We start from the raw sequence: 15,932 nt of genomic DNA, 5'->3' as shown, positions 1-15,932 counted from the left end.
CTACTCCCCCCTCCGGTCCTCGGGCCCGCCCTGCCGCGGCACCCGAGGCGCCCCCAGCGCCTCGGCCACCGACTGCTGATAGCGCAGCACCGCCTGCTCCGCGACCCGGAGATCGCAGGGCGCACTCCACAGCATCCGCCGGGCCGCGTCGTACCGCTCGGTCAGGAACGGGTCCTCCGCCAGCCCGTGCCGGGCCACCTTCGCCTTGTACGCGTCCAGCCGGCCGCGCAGCTCCGCACGCACCGCGAGCGGCGCGGTGACCGCCGTCAACGACTCGCGGGCGCGCAGCAGTTCGTCCTCCGCCTTCTGCTCCAGCGATTCGAGCAGCGGCGACAGACGGTGCCACTGGGCCCCTCTGCGGTACTCGGCCGCCGTCGCCAGCTGCTCCTGCAACGCGGTCGGCGGGCCGCTGACCACCGGCACCTCGGTCGCCGCGATCTTCGCCAGCACCTCACCCCGTGCCGTGCGCGCCTCGGCGAGGGTGCGGTCCGCGCGGGACAGCACGTCCCGCAGCCTGATCAGCCGGGCCTCGGCGTCCTGCCGTACCGTCAGCACGGCGTCGATCTCCCGCCGCACCTCCTCCAGCGCCCGCGCCTCCCGGTCGTACACCGTGGTGTCGGGACGGCCGCCGCCCGGCGCCGAACTCCCCTGCGCGGGAACCCAGAAGGCCAGCGGGTCCGAGACGACGTCCGCGCGGAGCCTCGTCAGCGTCCGGGTGATCCGCTCCAGGTCGTCGCCCGCCGGGTGCTCGCCGGGGCGCACGCCCACGGAGTGCGCCAGCTTGCGGGTGCGCTGCAACTCGGCGGCGAGTAAATCGATCCGCGCGGGCAGCGCCGACCACACCGCGTCGGCGGTGACGACCATGTCCAGCGAGGTCGCGTACAGCTCGTTCATCCGGTCGACCAGGGCCGCCAGCGAGAACCGCTCGCTGAGCCGGCCGGCCGCCGACAGCAGGGTCGGCGCGTTCGCCGTGGCGGTCGCGCTGCCCGCCACCGTCACCGACTCGCCGCGCAGCAGCTCGGTCAGCTCCGCCAGGTCCTCACGGCTGGACCAGCGGCGCCGGGCCCGGATCTCCCGGGCGGAGCGCAGCGCGTCCGTGTAGGCGTCGAAATAGGCCCACAGCAGGGTGATCGAGGCCTCGGTGGCCGTCCACCGCTCCCGGGTGGTCCCGGTCAGCTCGGCGCCTTCGAGGAGTCTGCGGCCCGCGTGGTCCTGCAGGGCGAGCAGCGAGGTCTCGATCGCCTCGTGCTCCGCGCCGAGCCGCGCCAGCGCACGGTCCACCTCGTCCCGGTCCATCACCGGCCCGGCGGGGTCCGTGACGCCCATCGATCACCTCTCGCTTGCTAGTCGGGGCTGGGCCGGCGGATGCGGGTCAGCTCTTGCGCAGGTACTGCGGCGCGGGCGGTTCCGACGCCGACGAGTCCGCTCCCAGTGTCGCCGACAACCACTTGCCGTACGACGCCTGCCAGCCGTCGGACCGGTACTCCACCAGGATCTGGTTGACCCGGCGCACCAGATCGGTCGCGTCCTTCTTCATCGCCACCCCGTAGTACTCGGTAGTGAAGGCGGCACCCTTGAGCTCGACCGTCGGGTCCTGGGCGGCCTGGCTGGCGGCCAGCGCGCCGTCGGTGACCACCGCGTCGACCTCACCGAGCTGCAACCGCACCAGGCAGTCGAGCTGGTTGGGGACGGTGGTGGAGATGTCCGCCGAGGCGGCGAGCTTCCCGGACTTCCTGTCGGCGTCCAGCTTGGTGTACGCCGTCGAACCGGCCGCCGTGCAGATCCTCTTGTGCGCCAGCGTGCCGTTGTACCCGGTGATCGACGACGACTTGGGGGCGAGGACCTGCTGCCCGGTCTTGAAGTACGGCGCGGAGAACGCGACGTCCTTCAGCCGGTCGCAGTTGATGGTCATCGTGCGCACCACCATGTCGACGCGGCCGTCCTGGATCGCCGGTATCCGCTGGCTCGTCGGAATCGCCTTGAACTGCACCGCGTTCGGGTCGCCGAGGATGTCCTGGGCGATCCGGTGCACGAGGTCGATGTCGAAGCCCTCCAGCTCCGCGTCCGAGGTGTTCGGGTTGCGGTAGCCCCAGCGGTAGCTGTTCTGGTCGACGCCGACGACCAGCTTCCGCTTGGCGCCCGTACGGGACTTGATGGCCGCTATGGTCGGGCCGTCCACGCTCGACGGCGACCAGGTCTCGTCCTGCGCCTGGGAGTCGACGCAGGTGTCGGCCTTGGCCGGGCTGCCGGTGGCCAGCCCCGGGCCGCCGAGCCCCTCGCCGTGCCCGCCCGCGCCGCCGGACTGGGTGAGCGGCAGCAGCAGGACGAACGCCAGCGCCAGGACGCAGCCGACCGCCATCGCGCCCACTCCGCCCCAGCCGCGCAGGGAGGCCCGCATCTTCCGCACGAACATCGCCGCGCCCCCTCTCACCGGTACTCCGAAAGCCTGCGCCCGATGCCGAACAGCGCGCCGGCCGCCGCCGCGACCCCCAGCATGGCGGCACCGATCGGCAGTCCGGACATGGCGTCCCGGCCATGGGTGGCCTGCTCCTTGAACTCGGCCTCTTCATGGGCCAAGGCGTTCTTCAAGTTCGTGTCGACGCTGTCGAAGCACTCGGCGGTCGCGTCCTTCGTGCCGATCACCTTGTCCAGCGCCGCCTGGTAGTCGCCGTTCTCGTCCGCGGCGCGGGCGTCGGCGTGCCACTCCTTCCACACCTTCATGTTCCCCTCGGCCGCCACGACGGGCTTGCTGCCCGCCGAGTCGTCCGCGAGCGCCGCGGCGTCGGTGAGGCTCTTGCCGAGCGCGGTCATGTCCTTGTCGAAGTCGTAGTAGTACGCGTCGTACGTCTGCCCGCCGACCGTGACCGTCTCCGCGCCGCGCGCCACCAGGCTCAGGTTCTCGTTGCCCCGCGCCTTCAGGGAGGCGATCCGCGCGTCGTGCAGCACGTTCAGCGAGCGGACGCCGTGGTCGTAGGAGCCGTCCAGGCCGGCCCGGGCGACGGTGTGGCCGACCACCAGCCACAGCAGCGTGACGACGGTGGCCGCCGAGGCCGCGACCAGGCCGCGGTTCAGCAGGCGGTTCGTCCGGCGGTAGTGGCGCAGCTGGGCCCAGGCGAGCGCGGCGAGCGCGAGGAGACCGAGGACGATCGCCGCCCACGGGTACGGCGTCGCGTCCGAGTAGTCGGAGGCGAGGCGCGCGTTCTCCTTCGTGTAGAGATCCTCCGCGGCCGGGAGCATCTCCTGCTGCATCTTCTCGTTCGCGTACCGCAGATACGCGCCGCCGACCGGGTAACCCTGCCGGTTGTACACGCGGGCCCGCTCCACCAGCCCCTTGTACTCCGGCAGCAGCGTGTTCAGCTTCGCCACGGCCGCCTCCGAGGGCGAACCGGGCTCGGAGTTGGCGGCGGCGGTGACCAGCTTGGCGGCGGCGGTCCGGATGTCCTTCTCGTACCGCGCGCGGGAGGCGGCCGTCTCCTGACCGCCCGCCAGGAAGCCGCTGGAGGCGGCGGTGTTGGCGTCCGCCAGCGAGCGGTAGATGTCGGCGGCGCCCGAACTCAGCGGCTGGCTGCGGTGCAGCACGTCGTCGGCGGCGGCCGCGCGGTCGGTCATCTGCCAGGCGGTGACGGCGCCGAACGCGACGATCAGCACGGCCAGGACGGCGCCGATGAGGCGGAGCCGGCCGGGTTCGGTGGTGGCGGCGGCGCGGAGCCGGTCGGCGCCCTCGGCGAACGCGGTGCGGCGGGAAGGCGTGGGGGTGCCGGGCCGTGTCCGCTGCGCGGGCAGAGCGGTGCCTGTGCCTGGCGGTGCCGCGCTCTTCGTCGGCGGGTGTGTCACTTGACCTCCCCCATGGTCATCCGGTCGCCGCCCAGTATCGCCGCCTGGACTGACATTGGGCACCGGCCTTCACTGGATCTTGATCGGATCGCAGCGGAACCCCTGCTCATGAATACGCCGGGGGGATCGGTTCGGTTCCGGAGGGGTGGTGACGGTGCGTTTTCGGGGCGCGGGCCGGCGGGGGGGCTGCTCGCGCAGTTCCCCGCGCCCCTGAAGGGGCGCTCCAGCCAGCGCCCCTTTCCAGCCGCGGGCAGTCGTGCCGCTGGGGCGATGGGGGTCCCCCCGCGCGAGCGAAGCCGAGCGTGGGGGAGGGTGGGCGCTGGGGGTCCCCCCGGCCGAAGGCTGGGGGAGGCACCCTGCAAGCGCCGGTGAGCGTCCCCACCCCCGGCCCCAGCCCCCAACCCACCGTCACCCTTCGAAGTACCGCCGCACCCTCTCCTGCACTCCCGCCCCCGCCCCCACCCCGTCCAGCCCCAGCAACGCCGCCCCCAGCACCGGCCGCGCCGTCACCACCCTCGGCACCGCCTTCGGCGCCCGCGCGGCCAGCAGCTCCCGTACCCCGTCGTCCAGTTGCGGATGCCCGCCCGCCAGCACCCCGCCCCCCAGCACCACCGGCGTCTCCTCCTCCAGCAGCTCAAGGCGCGTCAGCGCGACCACCGCCATGGCCACCACCTCCTGTGCCAGCCGGTCCACGACCGCCCGCGCCACCGGGTCGCCGTCGGCCGCCGTCGCGAACAGCACCGGCGTCAACTCGTGCCGGCGGGCGGGCTCGACCTCCTCCCGGTGCAGTGCCTCGATCAGCGCGAGCATGCTGCCGTAGCCGAAGTACGCCGGAAGCGCGCGGGCCAGGGCGGTCCGCTCCCCGCGGCCGTCCTCGGCCCGTGCCGCGTGCCACAGTGCCTCCTCCGCCAGCCCCCAACCGCCGCCCCAGTCACCGGAGATGCGGCCGAGGGCGGGGAAGCGGGCGGTGCGGCCGTCGGGGCGCATGCCGACGCAGTTGATGCCGGCGCCGCACACGACGGCGACCCCGCGCGGCTCGGTGACGCCGGCCCGGAGGATCGCGAAGGTGTCGTTGCGGACCGCCACCGTCGTCCCCCACGCGCGCGTGGCCAGCGCGGCGGCCAGCTGCTCCTCCTCGAAGGGGAAGTCGGCGTTGGCCAGGCACGCCGAGACGTGGGCGGCCGAGGTGACCCCGGCGGCGCCGTACGCCTCGGCGACCGCCGTGGCCACCTCGTCCACGGCCTGCTCCACACCCACCACCGGCGGCCGGAAGCCGCCGGCCCGGGCCGTGGCGAGGATCTCGCCGTCCGCCGCCACCACCGCGACGTCGGTCTTGCTGTTGCCCGCGTCGATGGCGAGGACACTTGCTGTCAGGCCCACGCGAGGTGCTCCCGGTTGTGCGCGACCAGTCGGTCGGTCAGGGCGTCGGCGTACTCGTACTGGCCGATCAGGGGGTGGGCCAGGAGGGCCCGGAAGACGCGGTCCCGGCCGCCGCGCAGGGCCGCCTCCAGGGCCAGCTCCTCGTATGCCGTCACGTTCGCGACGAGCCCGGCGAACAGCGGGTCGACGTCCGGGATCGGCAGCGGCCTCGGCCCGGCCGGGCCCACCGCCGCCTGGACCTCGATCACCGCGTCGTCGGGGAGGAAGGGCAGCGTGCCGCCGTTGTAGGTGTTCACCACCTGGTAGGGGTTGCCGGCGCTGCCCAGCAGCGCCGCCGCCAGGTCCACGGCCGCCTCCGAGTAGTAGGCGCCGCCCCGCCTGGAGAGCAGCTCCGGCTTCTCGTCCAGGGCCGGGTCGCCGTACATCTCCAGCAACTGCTTCTCCATCGCGGCCACTTCGGCCGCCCTCGACGGCTTGGTGCGCAGCTCCCGCACCACCTCGTCGTGCGCGTAGTAGTAGCGCAGGTAGTAGGAGGGGATGACGCCGCCGAGGCGGTCGAGGAGCGCGGGGGGCAGTTTCAGGTCGGCGGCGATGGTGTCGCCGTGCTCCCCGAGCAGCTTGGGCAGGACGTTCTCGCCCTCGGGGCCGCCGAGGCGCACGGCCGTCTCCCAGGTGAGGTGGTTGAGGCCGAGGTGGTCCAGGTGGATCTCGGACGGCGTGACATCCAGCAGGTGCGCGAACTTCCGCTGGAAGCCGATCGCCACGTTGCACAGCCCGACCGCCTTGTGGCCGGCCTGGAGCAGGGCGCGGGTCACGATCCCCACCGGGTTGGTGAAGTCGATGATCCAGGCGTTCGGGTTGGTACGGCGGACGCGCTCGGCGATGTCCAGGACGACGGGCACCGTGCGCAGGGCCTTGGCCAGGCCGCCGGCGCCGGTGGTCTCCTGGCCGACGCAGCCGCACTCCAGGGGCCAGGTCTCGTCCTGCTGCCGGGCCGCCTGGCCGCCGACGCGCAGCTGGAGCAGCACCGCGTCGGCGCCCTCGACGCCCGCGTCCAGGTCCGAGGTGGTGACGATACGGCCGCCGTGTCCCTGCCTGGCGAAGATCCGGCGGGCCAGTCCGCCCACCAGTTCCAGGCGCTCGGCGGCCGGGTCCACCAGCACCAGTTCCTCGACGGGCAGGGTGTCCCGCAGGCGTGCGAAGCCGTCGATGAGTTCGGGGGTGTAGGTCGAGCCTCCACCGACCACGGTGAGTTTCACTGGAGAGTGCCTCGCTTCCGAATGCCGGAGACGTTGATCAACGGTTGGGGGTCCGGCCCGCCGCACAGCGGCGATCGGGAACCGCGCTCCCCGGGGAGATGCTGCATAAAAGGGTTAACCCTTCACTCCGGTGAGCGTGACGCCCTCGACGAACGCCTTCTGGGCGAAAAAGAAGACGAGGATCACGGGCGCCATGACCAGCACGGTCGCGGCCATGGTCAGGTTCCAGTCGGTGTGGTGCATGCCCTTGAACGACTCCAGGCCGTAGGAGAGGGTCCAGGCGCCCGGGTTCTCCGAGGCGTAGATCTGGGGGCCGAAGTAGTCGTTCCAGGCGTAGAAGAACTGGAACAACGCCACCGCGGCGATGCCCGGTCGCGCCATCGGGACGACCACCCTGAGCAGGGTTCTCAGGTCGCCGCAGCCGTCCACCCTGGCCGCGTCCAGGTACTCGTTGGGGATCGTCATCAGGAACTGGCGCAGCAGGAAGATGGAGAACGCGTCGCCGAACGCCATCGGCACGATCAGCGGCCACAGGGTGCCGGAGAGGTCCAGCTGTTTCGCCCAGAAGAGGTACATCGGGATGATGACGACCTGCGGTGGCAGCATCATCATCGAGATCACCAGCATCAGGGACAGACTGCGGCCGCGGAAGCGGAACTTGGCGAGCGCGTACGCCACCGGGAGCGACGACACGACGGTCAGGACGGTGCCGAGGCCCGCGTAGACCAGGGTGTTCCTCCACCACGTCAGGAAGCCCGGGGTGTCGAACACCTTCCGGTAGTTGCCCCACTCCCAGGTGTGCGGGATCAGGTCCCGGCTCAGTGCCTGGCTGTCGCTCATCAGCGAGGTCAGGAACACGAAGACGAAGGGGAGGGTGAAGAACAGGGCGGCGGCGACGCCGAGGGAGTGGACCGCCACCCAGTTCAGCAACTCCTTCCGGCGGGCGGTGCGTTCGGCCTCCGACACCGGGGCCTTCAGCTCCGCCGGCCGGTCCAGCACTTGGGTCATCGTCAGTCACCTGCCTGGATGAGACCGCCCCGGCGCCGCATCAGGAACGCGGTGAACACCATGGACAGGGCGAAGAGCACGAGGGCGACGACACACGCGGAGCCGTAGTCGAAGCGCTGGAAACCGAGGTTGTAGACGAGCTGGGGGAGGGTGAGCGTCGACTTCTCCGGATAGCCGGGCTCGAACTGCGTGCCCGCGCCCTGGATGACACCCGAGGCGACTTTTCCGGCGATGAGCGGCTGCGTGTAGTACTGCATCGTCTGGATGACGCCCGTGACGACCGCGAACATCACGATCGGTGAGATGTTCGGCAGCGTCACGTACCTGAACCGCTGCCACGCGGAGGCGCCGTCCAGTTCCGCCGCCTCGTACTGCTCCGTCGGCACGTCGAGCAGCGCGGCCATGAAGATGACCATCAGGTCGCCGACGCCCCACAGGGCCAGCAGGGTCAGGGCCGGCTTGGACCAGGCCGGGTCGTTGAACCAGCCCGGGGCCGGGATGCCGGCCTTTTCGAGGATCGAGTTGACCGGGCCCGTACCGGGGTTGAGGAGGAACGCGAAGGCCATGGTCGCCGCGACCGGCGGGGCCAGGTAGGGCAGGTAGAAGAGGGTGCGGAAGACCCCCGTACCCGTCCTGATCTTCGTGATGAGCATGCCGACGCCGAGTCCGAAGACGACCCGGAGCGACACCATCACGAGCACCAGCCACAGGGTGTTGCGCAGCGCCGGCCAGAAGTACGGGTAGTGCTCGAAGACGTACGTCCAGTTCTTCGTGCCGCTCCACGTCGGCGCCTTGAAGCCGTCGTAGTGCATGAAGGAGAAATAGACCGTGGAGATCAGCGGGTAGGCGAAGAACACCGCGAAACCGATCAGCCAGGGCGACATGAAAGCGACCGTGCGCAGTGCCGACCTGCGGCGTTTCGAAGCCAGCGTGAGGGTGCTCATCGCGGTCCTACTTCGCCTGCGCGATGTCGGTGTCGATCTGCTTGGCCGTGGCCTCCAGACCGGACTTGAGATCCTTGACCTTGCCGCTCTCGTAGTCGTACCCGAAGTTCTGGATCGTCGTCAGGTACACACCGCCGTTGATGGAGGCCGGAGACGTCGTGGAATCCGGGTCGGCGGCGATGTCCAGGAAGGTCTTGAAACGCGGGTCGTACATCAGCTTCGGCGACTTCAGGGCGGCCAGCGTGGAGGGCACGTTGTGGATGGCGTTGGAGAAGTTCACCACCGCGTCCGTGTCCGTGGTGATGTACTTGACGAACTCCCAGGCCGCGTTCTGCTTCTTGCTGGTCGCGGCGATACCGGCGATGGTGCCGGTGATGTAGCCCTTGCCGTACTGGGCGACCTGGTCGTCGGGTACGGGCAGCGGGGCGACGCCGATGTCGAACTTCGGCTTGGTGGCAAGGGCCATGCCGAGCCGCCACTCGCCGTCGAGCTGCATGGCGACCTGACCGGTCTGGAAGGGGTGCTTGTCGCCCCACTCGTCGCCGAGGGTCGCCCGGTACTTCTCCAGCTTCTGGAATCCGCCGAGTTCGTCGACGAGGTCCTTCTGTAGCGTGAACGCCTCGGTGAAAGCGGGGTCCTTGGCGATGTTCGACTTTCCGTCGGCGGTGAAGTACGTCGGCGAGAACTGGGCCGCGTAGTGCTCGGTCGTGGTCTCCCAGCCGTGGTAGTCCGGCATGAAACCGAGCTGCTTGTAGCCGTCGCCCTGGGTGATCGTCAGTTTCTTCGCGTCCGCCTTGAATTCGGTCCACGTCTTCGGCGGACTGGTGATACCGGCCTTCTTGAACGCCGTCTTGTTGTAGTAGAGGCCGTACGCGTCACCGAGCAGCGGAGCCGTGCAGCGGTTGCCGTCGTACTCGGTGTACTGGTTCATCGCCTTCGGGAACGTCGTCTCCGGGTCGATGCCGGACTTCTTGAAGAACGGGTTCAGGTCGACCAGCGCGCCCGAGGAGCAGAACTTGCCCACGTTGTTGGTGGTGAACGACGAGATGACGTCCGGGGCCTTGTCGCCGCCGCTGCGCAGCGCCTGGTTGATCTTGTCGTCGGTCATGTTGCTGACGACGTTGACGTGGATGTTGGGGTGTGCCTTCTCGAAGCCGGCGATCAGCGCGTTGACCGCCTTCACCTCGTTCGGGGCGCTCCAGGCGTGCCAGAAGTTGATGGTGGTGTTCGCGGAGGCGTCGTCGTCGGCTCCGGAGGAGGACTGGCCGGTACAGGCGGTGAGCAGGGCCAGCGAACTGGCTGCCGCGGTCAGGGCGAAAGCCGTCTTTCGGGCAGCGGAGGGTATGCGCATGGCGAGATCTCCCGGGGGCGGGCGGTGAGCGAGGAAAGGTGTGGCTGTGCGGGGGTCTGCGGGGGCTCAGCGCGAGGTGTCGAAGACCTCGTCGCGGGTGGTCGCGAGCGCGCTCTCCAGCGCGCCGCGCAGCACGGGGTGTTCACGGACGTCGCCGACGACGAGCCGCGGCCGGGCGGCCGCCAGCTCCTCCAGCTCGGCCTGGACGAGGGCGCGCAGCACCTCGCCGCCGGCGGTCAGGACGGTGCCGCTGAGGACGACGAGTTCGGGGTCGAGGACGGAGACGAGGGAGGCCAGACCGGTGGCGAGCCGGGTCGCGTAGGTCCGCAGCAACTGGTGGTAGGGCCCGGTGGCGTGGTCGGCGGCGCGGGCGACGAGTTCGGCGGCCGCCGCGTCGTACGGCCCGTCCGGCAGGTCCTCGATGCCGAGCTCGCGGGCCAGCCGGGGCACGGCCTGCGAACCGGCGAGTTCCTGGTAGCCACCGCTGTTGGCCCTGGTGACCTGGCGGACCAGCGGGGTCCCCGGCACCGGCAGGAAGCCGACCTCGCCGGCGCCGCCGGTCCAGCCCCGGTGCAGCCGGCCGCCGAGGACCAGGGCGGCGCCGAGGCCCTCCTGGTTCCACAGCAGCACGAAGTCGCCGTGGCCGCGGGCCGCGCCGAGCCGCTGTTCGGCGATGGCGGCGAGGTTGACGTCGTTCTCGTACTCGACGGGCATCGGCAGCGCGGCGGCGAGGTCGTCGAGCAGCGCGGGGGAGTGCCAGCCGGGCAGGTGCGAGGCGTACCGCAGCCGGCCGGTGTTGGGGTCGAAGGCGCCGGGCGTGCCGATGACGACCCGGTGGACGTCGTCCCGGGCCAGCCCGGCTGCCTTCACGGCGCCGTCCAGGGCGTCGGTGACCTGCCGTACGACGGACTGCGCGGAGCGCCGGCCGGGGGTCGGCAGTTCGTACTCGCCGACGGTACGGCCGGTGACGTCCGCGACGGCGGCCCGGATCCGGCCCGGGTTGACGTCCAGTCCGGCGGCGTGGGCGGCGGCCGGATTCACCGAGTACAGCTGGGCGTTGGGGCCCGGCCGGCCCTCGCTGGTGCCGGTCGCCAGCACCAGCCCGGCCGCCTCCAGACGGGCCAGCAGCTGGGAGGCGGTCGGCTTGGAGAGGCCGGTGAGCTTGCCGATCCTGGTGCGCGACAGCGGGCCGTGCTCCAGCAGCAGGTCCAGTGCGGCGCGGTCGTTCATGGCGCGGAGCACGCGCGGGGTGCCCGGCGTACCGGCGGTTCCTGCCATGGGGTTCGACACCTGCCTTTCCAGCCGCTCAGTTTCCCAGTGACCTGGGCGATCGGTCCACCCGGGTGACCTACTTGAGGCGTCACCTTGATCACTGTTAGGAAAGTTTCCTGTTGGCTGGAAAACGTAGGCCGCCGGAAGGGGAGCGTCAATAGCCCGCCGGGGCGGCAACCCAGTCGTTACCTGGGCTCGGCCATGCGAAGGGGCATGTGAGGGGTCATGCGAGGGGCATGCAAAGGGCCCGCCCGGAAGATCCGAGGATCCGGGCGGGCCCTGCCGGGTCACGCGGTGGCGATGTGCCGTCACTCCACCTTGACGTGGTCACCGGTGGCCGTCGCCGCCGCGGTGGTCGTCGTACCCGCGAAGACGTACCGGTAGTAGCCGCTCCTCGACGCCTTCACCGTGGTGGACAGGGCGCCGCCGGTGCCGGAGGTGATGCGCCCGCGCCCGCTCCGGGATCACGGCACCGGCCGCTCAGTCGCCGCGGAAGGGGGCCGTGTCGAGGTGCGGCGGCAGACGTAGAAGTCCGGGACGACCAGAGCCATCGTCCGACCGTCTGGGTGGGGCACTCGGAAGCCGTCGTTCACCCCAGCCGTGTCCAGTCCGGCCAGGTGAAACTGGACGATGATCTTCACGGCACCCGCGTTGTGCTGGTGTTCTGGCCGAGGTGGCACGTAGCCCGTCCCCTCGACGAACTCCGCTCGAATTGGCATCGGCGACGCTGCCTTTTCGAGTGCGATCAACAGGTCGATGGGGTCCACCTGCGGCCTGACCGGTTCCATGATCGGCTCCGCGCTCATCGCTGGGTCTCCTTGTCGCACTGGTGCCAGGCTAAAGCCCGCGCCGGGCGCCCCGGGAGAACGACGGGGCACCCCGCGCGCGCCCGGCGCCGGAATGCCCCGCCCGTTCACCCGAACGAGTGTGCTGAACCGTTCCGCTACCGTCCGCCCGTGGCCGACCGCTGCGGAGCGATCGGGGTCGTCGCCGCCACCTGCGGGGAGTCCGAGTCGGAGAACGCCGACGGCGCCGTCACCTGGGCCGCGCGGTCGGTGGTCTCCTCGTCCAGGAGTACGGCCGTCTCGCCGCCCACGATGCGGATGTGCGCCGCGTCGAACGCGCGCTTGATCCGCCAGCGCAGCTCGCGTTCCACGGTCAGGGCCTTGCCCGGCATGGTCTTCGCGGAGACGCGGACCACCATGGAGTCGATGAGCACGGAGTCCAGGCCGAGCACCTCGATGGGGCTCCACAGGACCTCGTTCCAGGGCTCTTCCTTGGCCATCTTCTCGGCGACCTCGCCGAGGGTGGCCCGGACCTTGTCCAGGTCCTCGCTGGCCCGCACGGTGACGTCGACGCCCGCCGTGGCCCAGCCCTGCGAGAGGTTGCCGATGCGCTTGATCTCGCCGTTGCGGACGTACCAGATCTCGCCGCTCGCGCCGCGCAGCTTGGTCACCCGCAGACCGACCTCGACCACCTCGCCGGAGGCCACCCCCGAGTCGATGGTGTCACCGACGCCGTACTGGTCCTCCAGGATCATGAACACGCCCGACAGGAAGTCCGTGACCAGGTTCCGGGCGCCGAAACCGATCGCGACACCCGCGACACCGGCGGAGGCCAGCAGCGGCGCCAGGTCGATCTGGAAGCTGCTCAGCACCATCAGCGCGGCCGTGCCGAGGATCAGGAAGCTCGCCACCGACCGCAGCACCGACCCGATCGCCTGCGAGCGCTGCCGCCGCCGCTCGGCGTTGACCAGCAGCCCGCCGAGGGTGGTGCCCTCCGCCGACTCCACGGTCCGGTTCATCCGGTCGATGAACTTGGTTATCGCCCGCAGCACGATCTTTCTGAGCACCACGGCGATCACCACGACCAGCAGGACCTTCAGCCCGATCGCCAGCCACGTCGACCAGTTCTGCTCGACCCAGCTGGCCGTGTGCACGGCGCTCTCCTGGGCGTCCTGGAGCGTGGGGACGGTCGTGGTCGCCGACTCCGAGGGGGTCGGCGACGGCGACGAACCGGCGGCCGTGAGGACGGCGGGCAAGGACACGGCGGGTACCTCCAGGTGGTGCGCTACTGCCCTCCGGTACGGCTGACAAGGTCGGGTACGGCGTTCAAGGTCACGGGAAGGTCACCGGACGGGCAGGAACACCACACTAACGGGGCATTGTGTGTGGGCCCGGCCGTTGGGAGAAGGAGAGACCGTGCTCACGCCTGTTTCTCACCACCGGTTCTCGCCGCCCCGGAACAGGCCTGCTGGAACAGGCCCGCTTGAAAAGGGGGGCGACCGGGGGATGAATGCCGTGTGGTCGAAAACACTCCCAGCCCGTTACCGGGAGATGGTGGCGCGTCCACCAGGCATGAGGGGAGACTGGCCACAGATCGTCCCGGCGCGAGCCACGCGCCGCCGACGCCCAAGGAGGCACCCGTGCCGCATGTCCTGGTCCTCAACGCGTCGTACGAGCCGCTCGGCGTCGTACCGCTCCGCCGCGCGCTCGTCCTCGTCCTGGAGAACAAGGCAGTCGCCTTGGAGGAATCCGGCGCCTATATGCACAGCGCAACCGTCACAGTCCCCGCACCCAGCGTGGTCCGGCTCAAGCGATTCGTACGGGTTCCCTACCGGGGGCCCGTTCCTCTCACCCGAAGGGCGCTCTTCGCGCGCGACGGGGGCCGGTGCATGTACTGCGGTGGCGTCGCAACCAGCGTCGACCACGTCATCCCGCGCAGTCGCGGGGGTCAGCACGTCTGGGACAACGTGGTGGCGTCCTGCCGCCGCTGCAACCACGTCAAGGCCGACCGCCATCTCTTCGAGATCGGCTGGCGGCTGCGGCACAAACCAGCCCCGCCCACCGGCCTGGCCTGGCGCATCATCGGGACCGGCCATCGGGACCCGCGCTGGCTGCCGTACTTGCAGCCGTACGGCGCGGACGACGCCCTGGCCCGGATCGACGGCATCTCCGCCTGACGATCCGGGCCTTCGCATACCCCGTGGCTGCCGGTTCGGCCACGGGGCCCTTCGCCGTGCACGGGGTGCCCCGGCCGGGCCTGCTCACCTGGACGATCGCGACGCGCTCACCTCGGACGCGGGCGGACAGGCCGGCATCGGCGGGCCCCGGCTCTCGCCGCCCGGCGCGTGACCGCGGCCGGTCGCGCCTCGGCCGCGGTCAGGTGCCGGGCGGCGAGCACTCGATGCCGGAGATCGCAGTGGCCGCCGGGGAGGCCTGGCCGGGCGCGGGGGCGGCGTGCTCGTCGAGCCCCCGTGCGGTGTGGATCCGCAGCAGTCCCTCGATGCCGCGCAGCAGGGTCTCGCCGGCCAGGACGGGGTCGCCGAGGTAGCCGGCGCTCATCGCGCCGTCGCGGAGCATGACGAAGTGCCGCCCGGCGTGGTCGGCCTGGGCGGCCGAGATCTCGGCGAACAGTCCGGTGATCGTTTGCAGGAACCATGCGCGGTGCTGCACGACGGCACGGTGGACCGGGTGGTCGGGGTCGGGGAACTCCGCCGCCGCGTTGAGGAAGGCGCATCCGCGGTAACCGGGGGAGCGGATCTGCTCCACCAGGGACGCGCCTATGCCCCGCAGGATGCCGTCGGGCGGCGTGTCCGTGGCCGTCAGGGAGCCGATCTGGGCGCGGATCGCCTGGTCGACGCTGCCGAGGTAGGCGACGGCGAGGTCTTCCTTGCTGCGGAAGTGGCGGTAGAAGGTGGCGTTGGTGACCTTCGACTCGGCGACCAGGCGGTCGACGCCCACCGTGTGGATGCCCTCCGCGTAGAAGAGCCGCCCGGCGGTCCTCAGGAGCCGTTCCCGGGCCTCGGAGACCCGCCTGCCGGTGCCTGTGCCGGCTTCCGTCCTTGTCATGTCACCCATGGTAGCGGGTAGAACGCTCTCTCTTGTCTTCGTGGAGAAGGTGTGCCAGGGTCGGACAGGAAAGAAGAAAGAGCGTTCTATCTATCCCCTCTTTCCGTCCACAGTCACTGGAGAACCCCATGGCATCCCCCGCATCCACCGCATCCGCCGAGTCCGTCGGCGCCACGCCCGCCCTGCGCCGGCTGTACGTCATCCGCTTCGTCTTCGCCGTCGCGTGGGCCGCGCTCCTGCTGGTGTCCGGCTCCGGGCTCACCGCCGGGGCCAGGCTGCTGCTGTTCCTCTATCCCGCCTTCGACGTGGCCGCGGCCGTCGTCGACGCCAGGTCGGCGCGCGCCGCCGGGCCGCTCAAGGGCCTGTACGCCAACATGGCCGTCAGCGTGCTCGCCGCCGTCGGCGTCGCGGTCGCCGGCACCTCGGGCGTCGCCGACGTGCTGCGTGTCTGGGGCGCGTGGGCGGTCGTCTCCGGCCTCATCCAGCTCCTCGTGGGCGTCGCGCGCCGGCCGATGGGCGGCCAGTGGGCCATGATCCTCAGCGGCGGCATCTCCGTCCTCGCCGGCGCGTCCTTCATCCGGAGCGCCGCCCAGGACGACCCCTCGCTGACCGCCCTCGCCGGCTACGCCGCCTTCGGCGGGATCTTCTTCCTCGTCTCGGCGGTCCGCCTGTCCCGCCCGGCCTCCCGGAGCTGACCCGTAACGACCGGGGACCGAGGCGACCAGGCGCGGCGCGCGAGTCGTCACGTGGCCGCCGAGGCCCGCCTCGGCGACAGACCGGTGCCGCGGACGGCGCTCGGTGCCATGAAGCCGGATGGGCCGGGGATCGCGTCGGTGATCGCATCGACAGACCTGCGCAAGGACACCTGCCCCGGTTCGAGTTCCGCAGGTCCGGCCACGGCGACGCTGCGAACGACTGCCACGAAGCCGTCGGCGGCATCCCATCCCCCACACCGTCGTCGTCCGCGCCCCCGCCCCCGTCCCCCCGACCGCCCGGTACTCCGGTTCGCCCCGAGAGCCGGGGCGCGGTGCGC

The 15,932-nt window shown here is 71.1% G+C and carries 14 protein-coding genes; 2 read left to right on the top strand and 12 right to left on the bottom strand.

Features of this window, described 5'->3' with window-relative positions; all coding sequences use genetic code 11:
- From AB0P24_RS02695 to AB0P24_RS02645, 11 genes are all read right to left on the bottom strand, one after another.
- The gene (locus AB0P24_RS02695) at positions 1-1,326 is read right to left on the bottom strand and encodes a hypothetical protein (RefSeq protein WP_365790320.1); all 1,326 of its coding nucleotides are present in this window, start codon (positions 1,324-1,326) and stop codon (positions 1-3) included.
- Between the two features lie 46 nt (positions 1,327-1,372).
- Entirely contained in the window at positions 1,373-2,413 is a 1,041-nt protein-coding gene (locus tag AB0P24_RS02690; RefSeq protein WP_365790318.1) for a glutamate ABC transporter substrate-binding protein, read from the bottom strand.
- A 14-nt stretch (positions 2,414-2,427) separates the two neighbouring features.
- Positions 2,428-3,783, bottom strand: coding sequence for a hypothetical protein (locus AB0P24_RS02685; RefSeq protein ID WP_365790664.1), 1,356 nt, complete (start codon positions 3,781-3,783; stop codon positions 2,428-2,430).
- Positions 3,784-4,242: 459 nt separating this feature from the next.
- Positions 4,243-5,214, bottom strand: coding sequence for a BadF/BadG/BcrA/BcrD ATPase family protein (locus AB0P24_RS02680; RefSeq protein ID WP_365790316.1), 972 nt, complete (start codon positions 5,212-5,214; stop codon positions 4,243-4,245).
- Complete coding sequence (locus AB0P24_RS02675; RefSeq protein WP_365790314.1) at positions 5,205-6,473, bottom strand: 6-phospho-beta-glucosidase; 1,269 nt, start codon at positions 6,471-6,473, stop codon at positions 5,205-5,207. The genes AB0P24_RS02680 and AB0P24_RS02675 overlap by 10 nt, the downstream gene beginning before the upstream one ends.
- Positions 6,474-6,587: 114 nt before the next feature.
- Complete coding sequence (locus AB0P24_RS02670; RefSeq protein ID WP_365790312.1) at positions 6,588-7,481, bottom strand: carbohydrate ABC transporter permease; 894 nt, start codon at positions 7,479-7,481, stop codon at positions 6,588-6,590.
- Between the two features lie 2 nt (positions 7,482-7,483).
- Positions 7,484-8,425 carry a sugar ABC transporter permease gene (locus AB0P24_RS02665; RefSeq protein WP_365790310.1) on the bottom strand — a complete coding sequence of 314 codons (942 nt, stop codon included), beginning with the start codon at positions 8,423-8,425 and terminating at the stop codon, positions 7,484-7,486.
- A 7-nt stretch (positions 8,426-8,432) separates the two neighbouring features.
- Complete coding sequence (locus AB0P24_RS02660) at positions 8,433-9,776, bottom strand: ABC transporter substrate-binding protein (RefSeq protein ID WP_365790308.1); 1,344 nt, start codon at positions 9,774-9,776, stop codon at positions 8,433-8,435.
- Positions 9,777-9,842: 66 nt separating this feature from the next.
- Positions 9,843-11,054 (bottom strand): ROK family transcriptional regulator, encoded by a 1,212-nt coding sequence (locus AB0P24_RS02655; RefSeq protein ID WP_365790306.1) that lies wholly within the window; start codon positions 11,052-11,054, stop codon positions 9,843-9,845.
- A 458-nt stretch (positions 11,055-11,512) separates the two neighbouring features.
- A complete protein-coding gene (locus AB0P24_RS02650; RefSeq protein WP_365790304.1) occupies positions 11,513-11,854 on the bottom strand; it encodes a hypothetical protein in 342 nt (113 codons plus the stop codon).
- A 137-nt stretch (positions 11,855-11,991) separates the two neighbouring features.
- On the bottom strand, positions 11,992-13,095 hold the full coding sequence (locus AB0P24_RS02645; protein WP_365790302.1) for a mechanosensitive ion channel family protein: 1,104 nt from the start codon (positions 13,093-13,095) through the stop codon (positions 11,992-11,994).
- A gap of 378 nt (positions 13,096-13,473) precedes the next feature.
- On the opposite strand from AB0P24_RS02645, the gene AB0P24_RS02640 reads away from it, so the two are divergent.
- The gene (locus AB0P24_RS02640; protein WP_181805740.1) at positions 13,474-14,010 is read left to right on the top strand and encodes an HNH endonuclease; all 537 of its coding nucleotides are present in this window, start codon (positions 13,474-13,476) and stop codon (positions 14,008-14,010) included.
- Between the two features lie 199 nt (positions 14,011-14,209).
- On the opposite strand, the gene AB0P24_RS02635 is transcribed toward AB0P24_RS02640, so the two are convergent.
- Positions 14,210-14,908: a TetR/AcrR family transcriptional regulator gene (locus tag AB0P24_RS02635; protein WP_365790300.1), complete on the bottom strand. Its 699-nt coding sequence runs from the start codon at positions 14,906-14,908 to the stop codon at positions 14,210-14,212.
- 119 nt (positions 14,909-15,027) lie between these two features.
- On the opposite strand from AB0P24_RS02635, the gene AB0P24_RS02630 reads away from it, so the two are divergent.
- Entirely contained in the window at positions 15,028-15,594 is a 567-nt protein-coding gene (locus tag AB0P24_RS02630; RefSeq protein ID WP_365790298.1) for a hypothetical protein, read from the top strand.
- The last annotated feature ends 338 nt before the right edge of the window (positions 15,595-15,932 follow it).

Origin of the sequence: Streptomyces sp. NPDC086519 (genome assembly GCF_040686075.1) — a bacterium.
Classification (GTDB): domain Bacteria; phylum Actinomycetota; class Actinomycetes; order Streptomycetales; family Streptomycetaceae; genus Streptomyces; species Streptomyces shenzhenensis.
The sequence above is the reverse complement of the archived record's forward strand: the minus strand, read 5'-3'. Positions and strand labels throughout refer to the sequence as shown.

Excerpts from the sequence above, each read along its gene's own strand:
- AB0P24_RS02695 (WP_365790320.1), bottom strand. The coding sequence starts at position 1,326 with ATGGGCGTCACGGACCCCGCCGGGCCGGTGATGGACCGGGACGAGGTG.
- AB0P24_RS02690 (WP_365790318.1), bottom strand. The coding sequence starts at position 2,413 with ATGTTCGTGCGGAAGATGCGGGCCTCCCTGCGCGGCTGGGGCGGAGTG.
- AB0P24_RS02670 (WP_365790312.1), bottom strand. The coding sequence starts at position 7,481 with ATGACCCAAGTGCTGGACCGGCCGGCGGAGCTGAAGGCCCCGGTGTCG.
- AB0P24_RS02665 (WP_365790310.1), bottom strand. The coding sequence starts at position 8,425 with ATGAGCACCCTCACGCTGGCTTCGAAACGCCGCAGGTCGGCACTGCGC.
- AB0P24_RS02660 (WP_365790308.1), bottom strand. The coding sequence starts at position 9,776 with ATGCGCATACCCTCCGCTGCCCGAAAGACGGCTTTCGCCCTGACCGCG.
- AB0P24_RS02655 (WP_365790306.1), bottom strand. The coding sequence starts at position 11,054 with ATGGCAGGAACCGCCGGTACGCCGGGCACCCCGCGCGTGCTCCGCGCC.
- AB0P24_RS02650 (WP_365790304.1), bottom strand. The coding sequence starts at position 11,854 with ATGAGCGCGGAGCCGATCATGGAACCGGTCAGGCCGCAGGTGGACCCC.
- AB0P24_RS02635 (WP_365790300.1), bottom strand. The coding sequence starts at position 14,908 with ATGGGTGACATGACAAGGACGGAAGCCGGCACAGGCACCGGCAGGCGG.
- AB0P24_RS02630 (WP_365790298.1), top strand. The coding sequence starts at position 15,028 with ATGGCATCCCCCGCATCCACCGCATCCGCCGAGTCCGTCGGCGCCACG.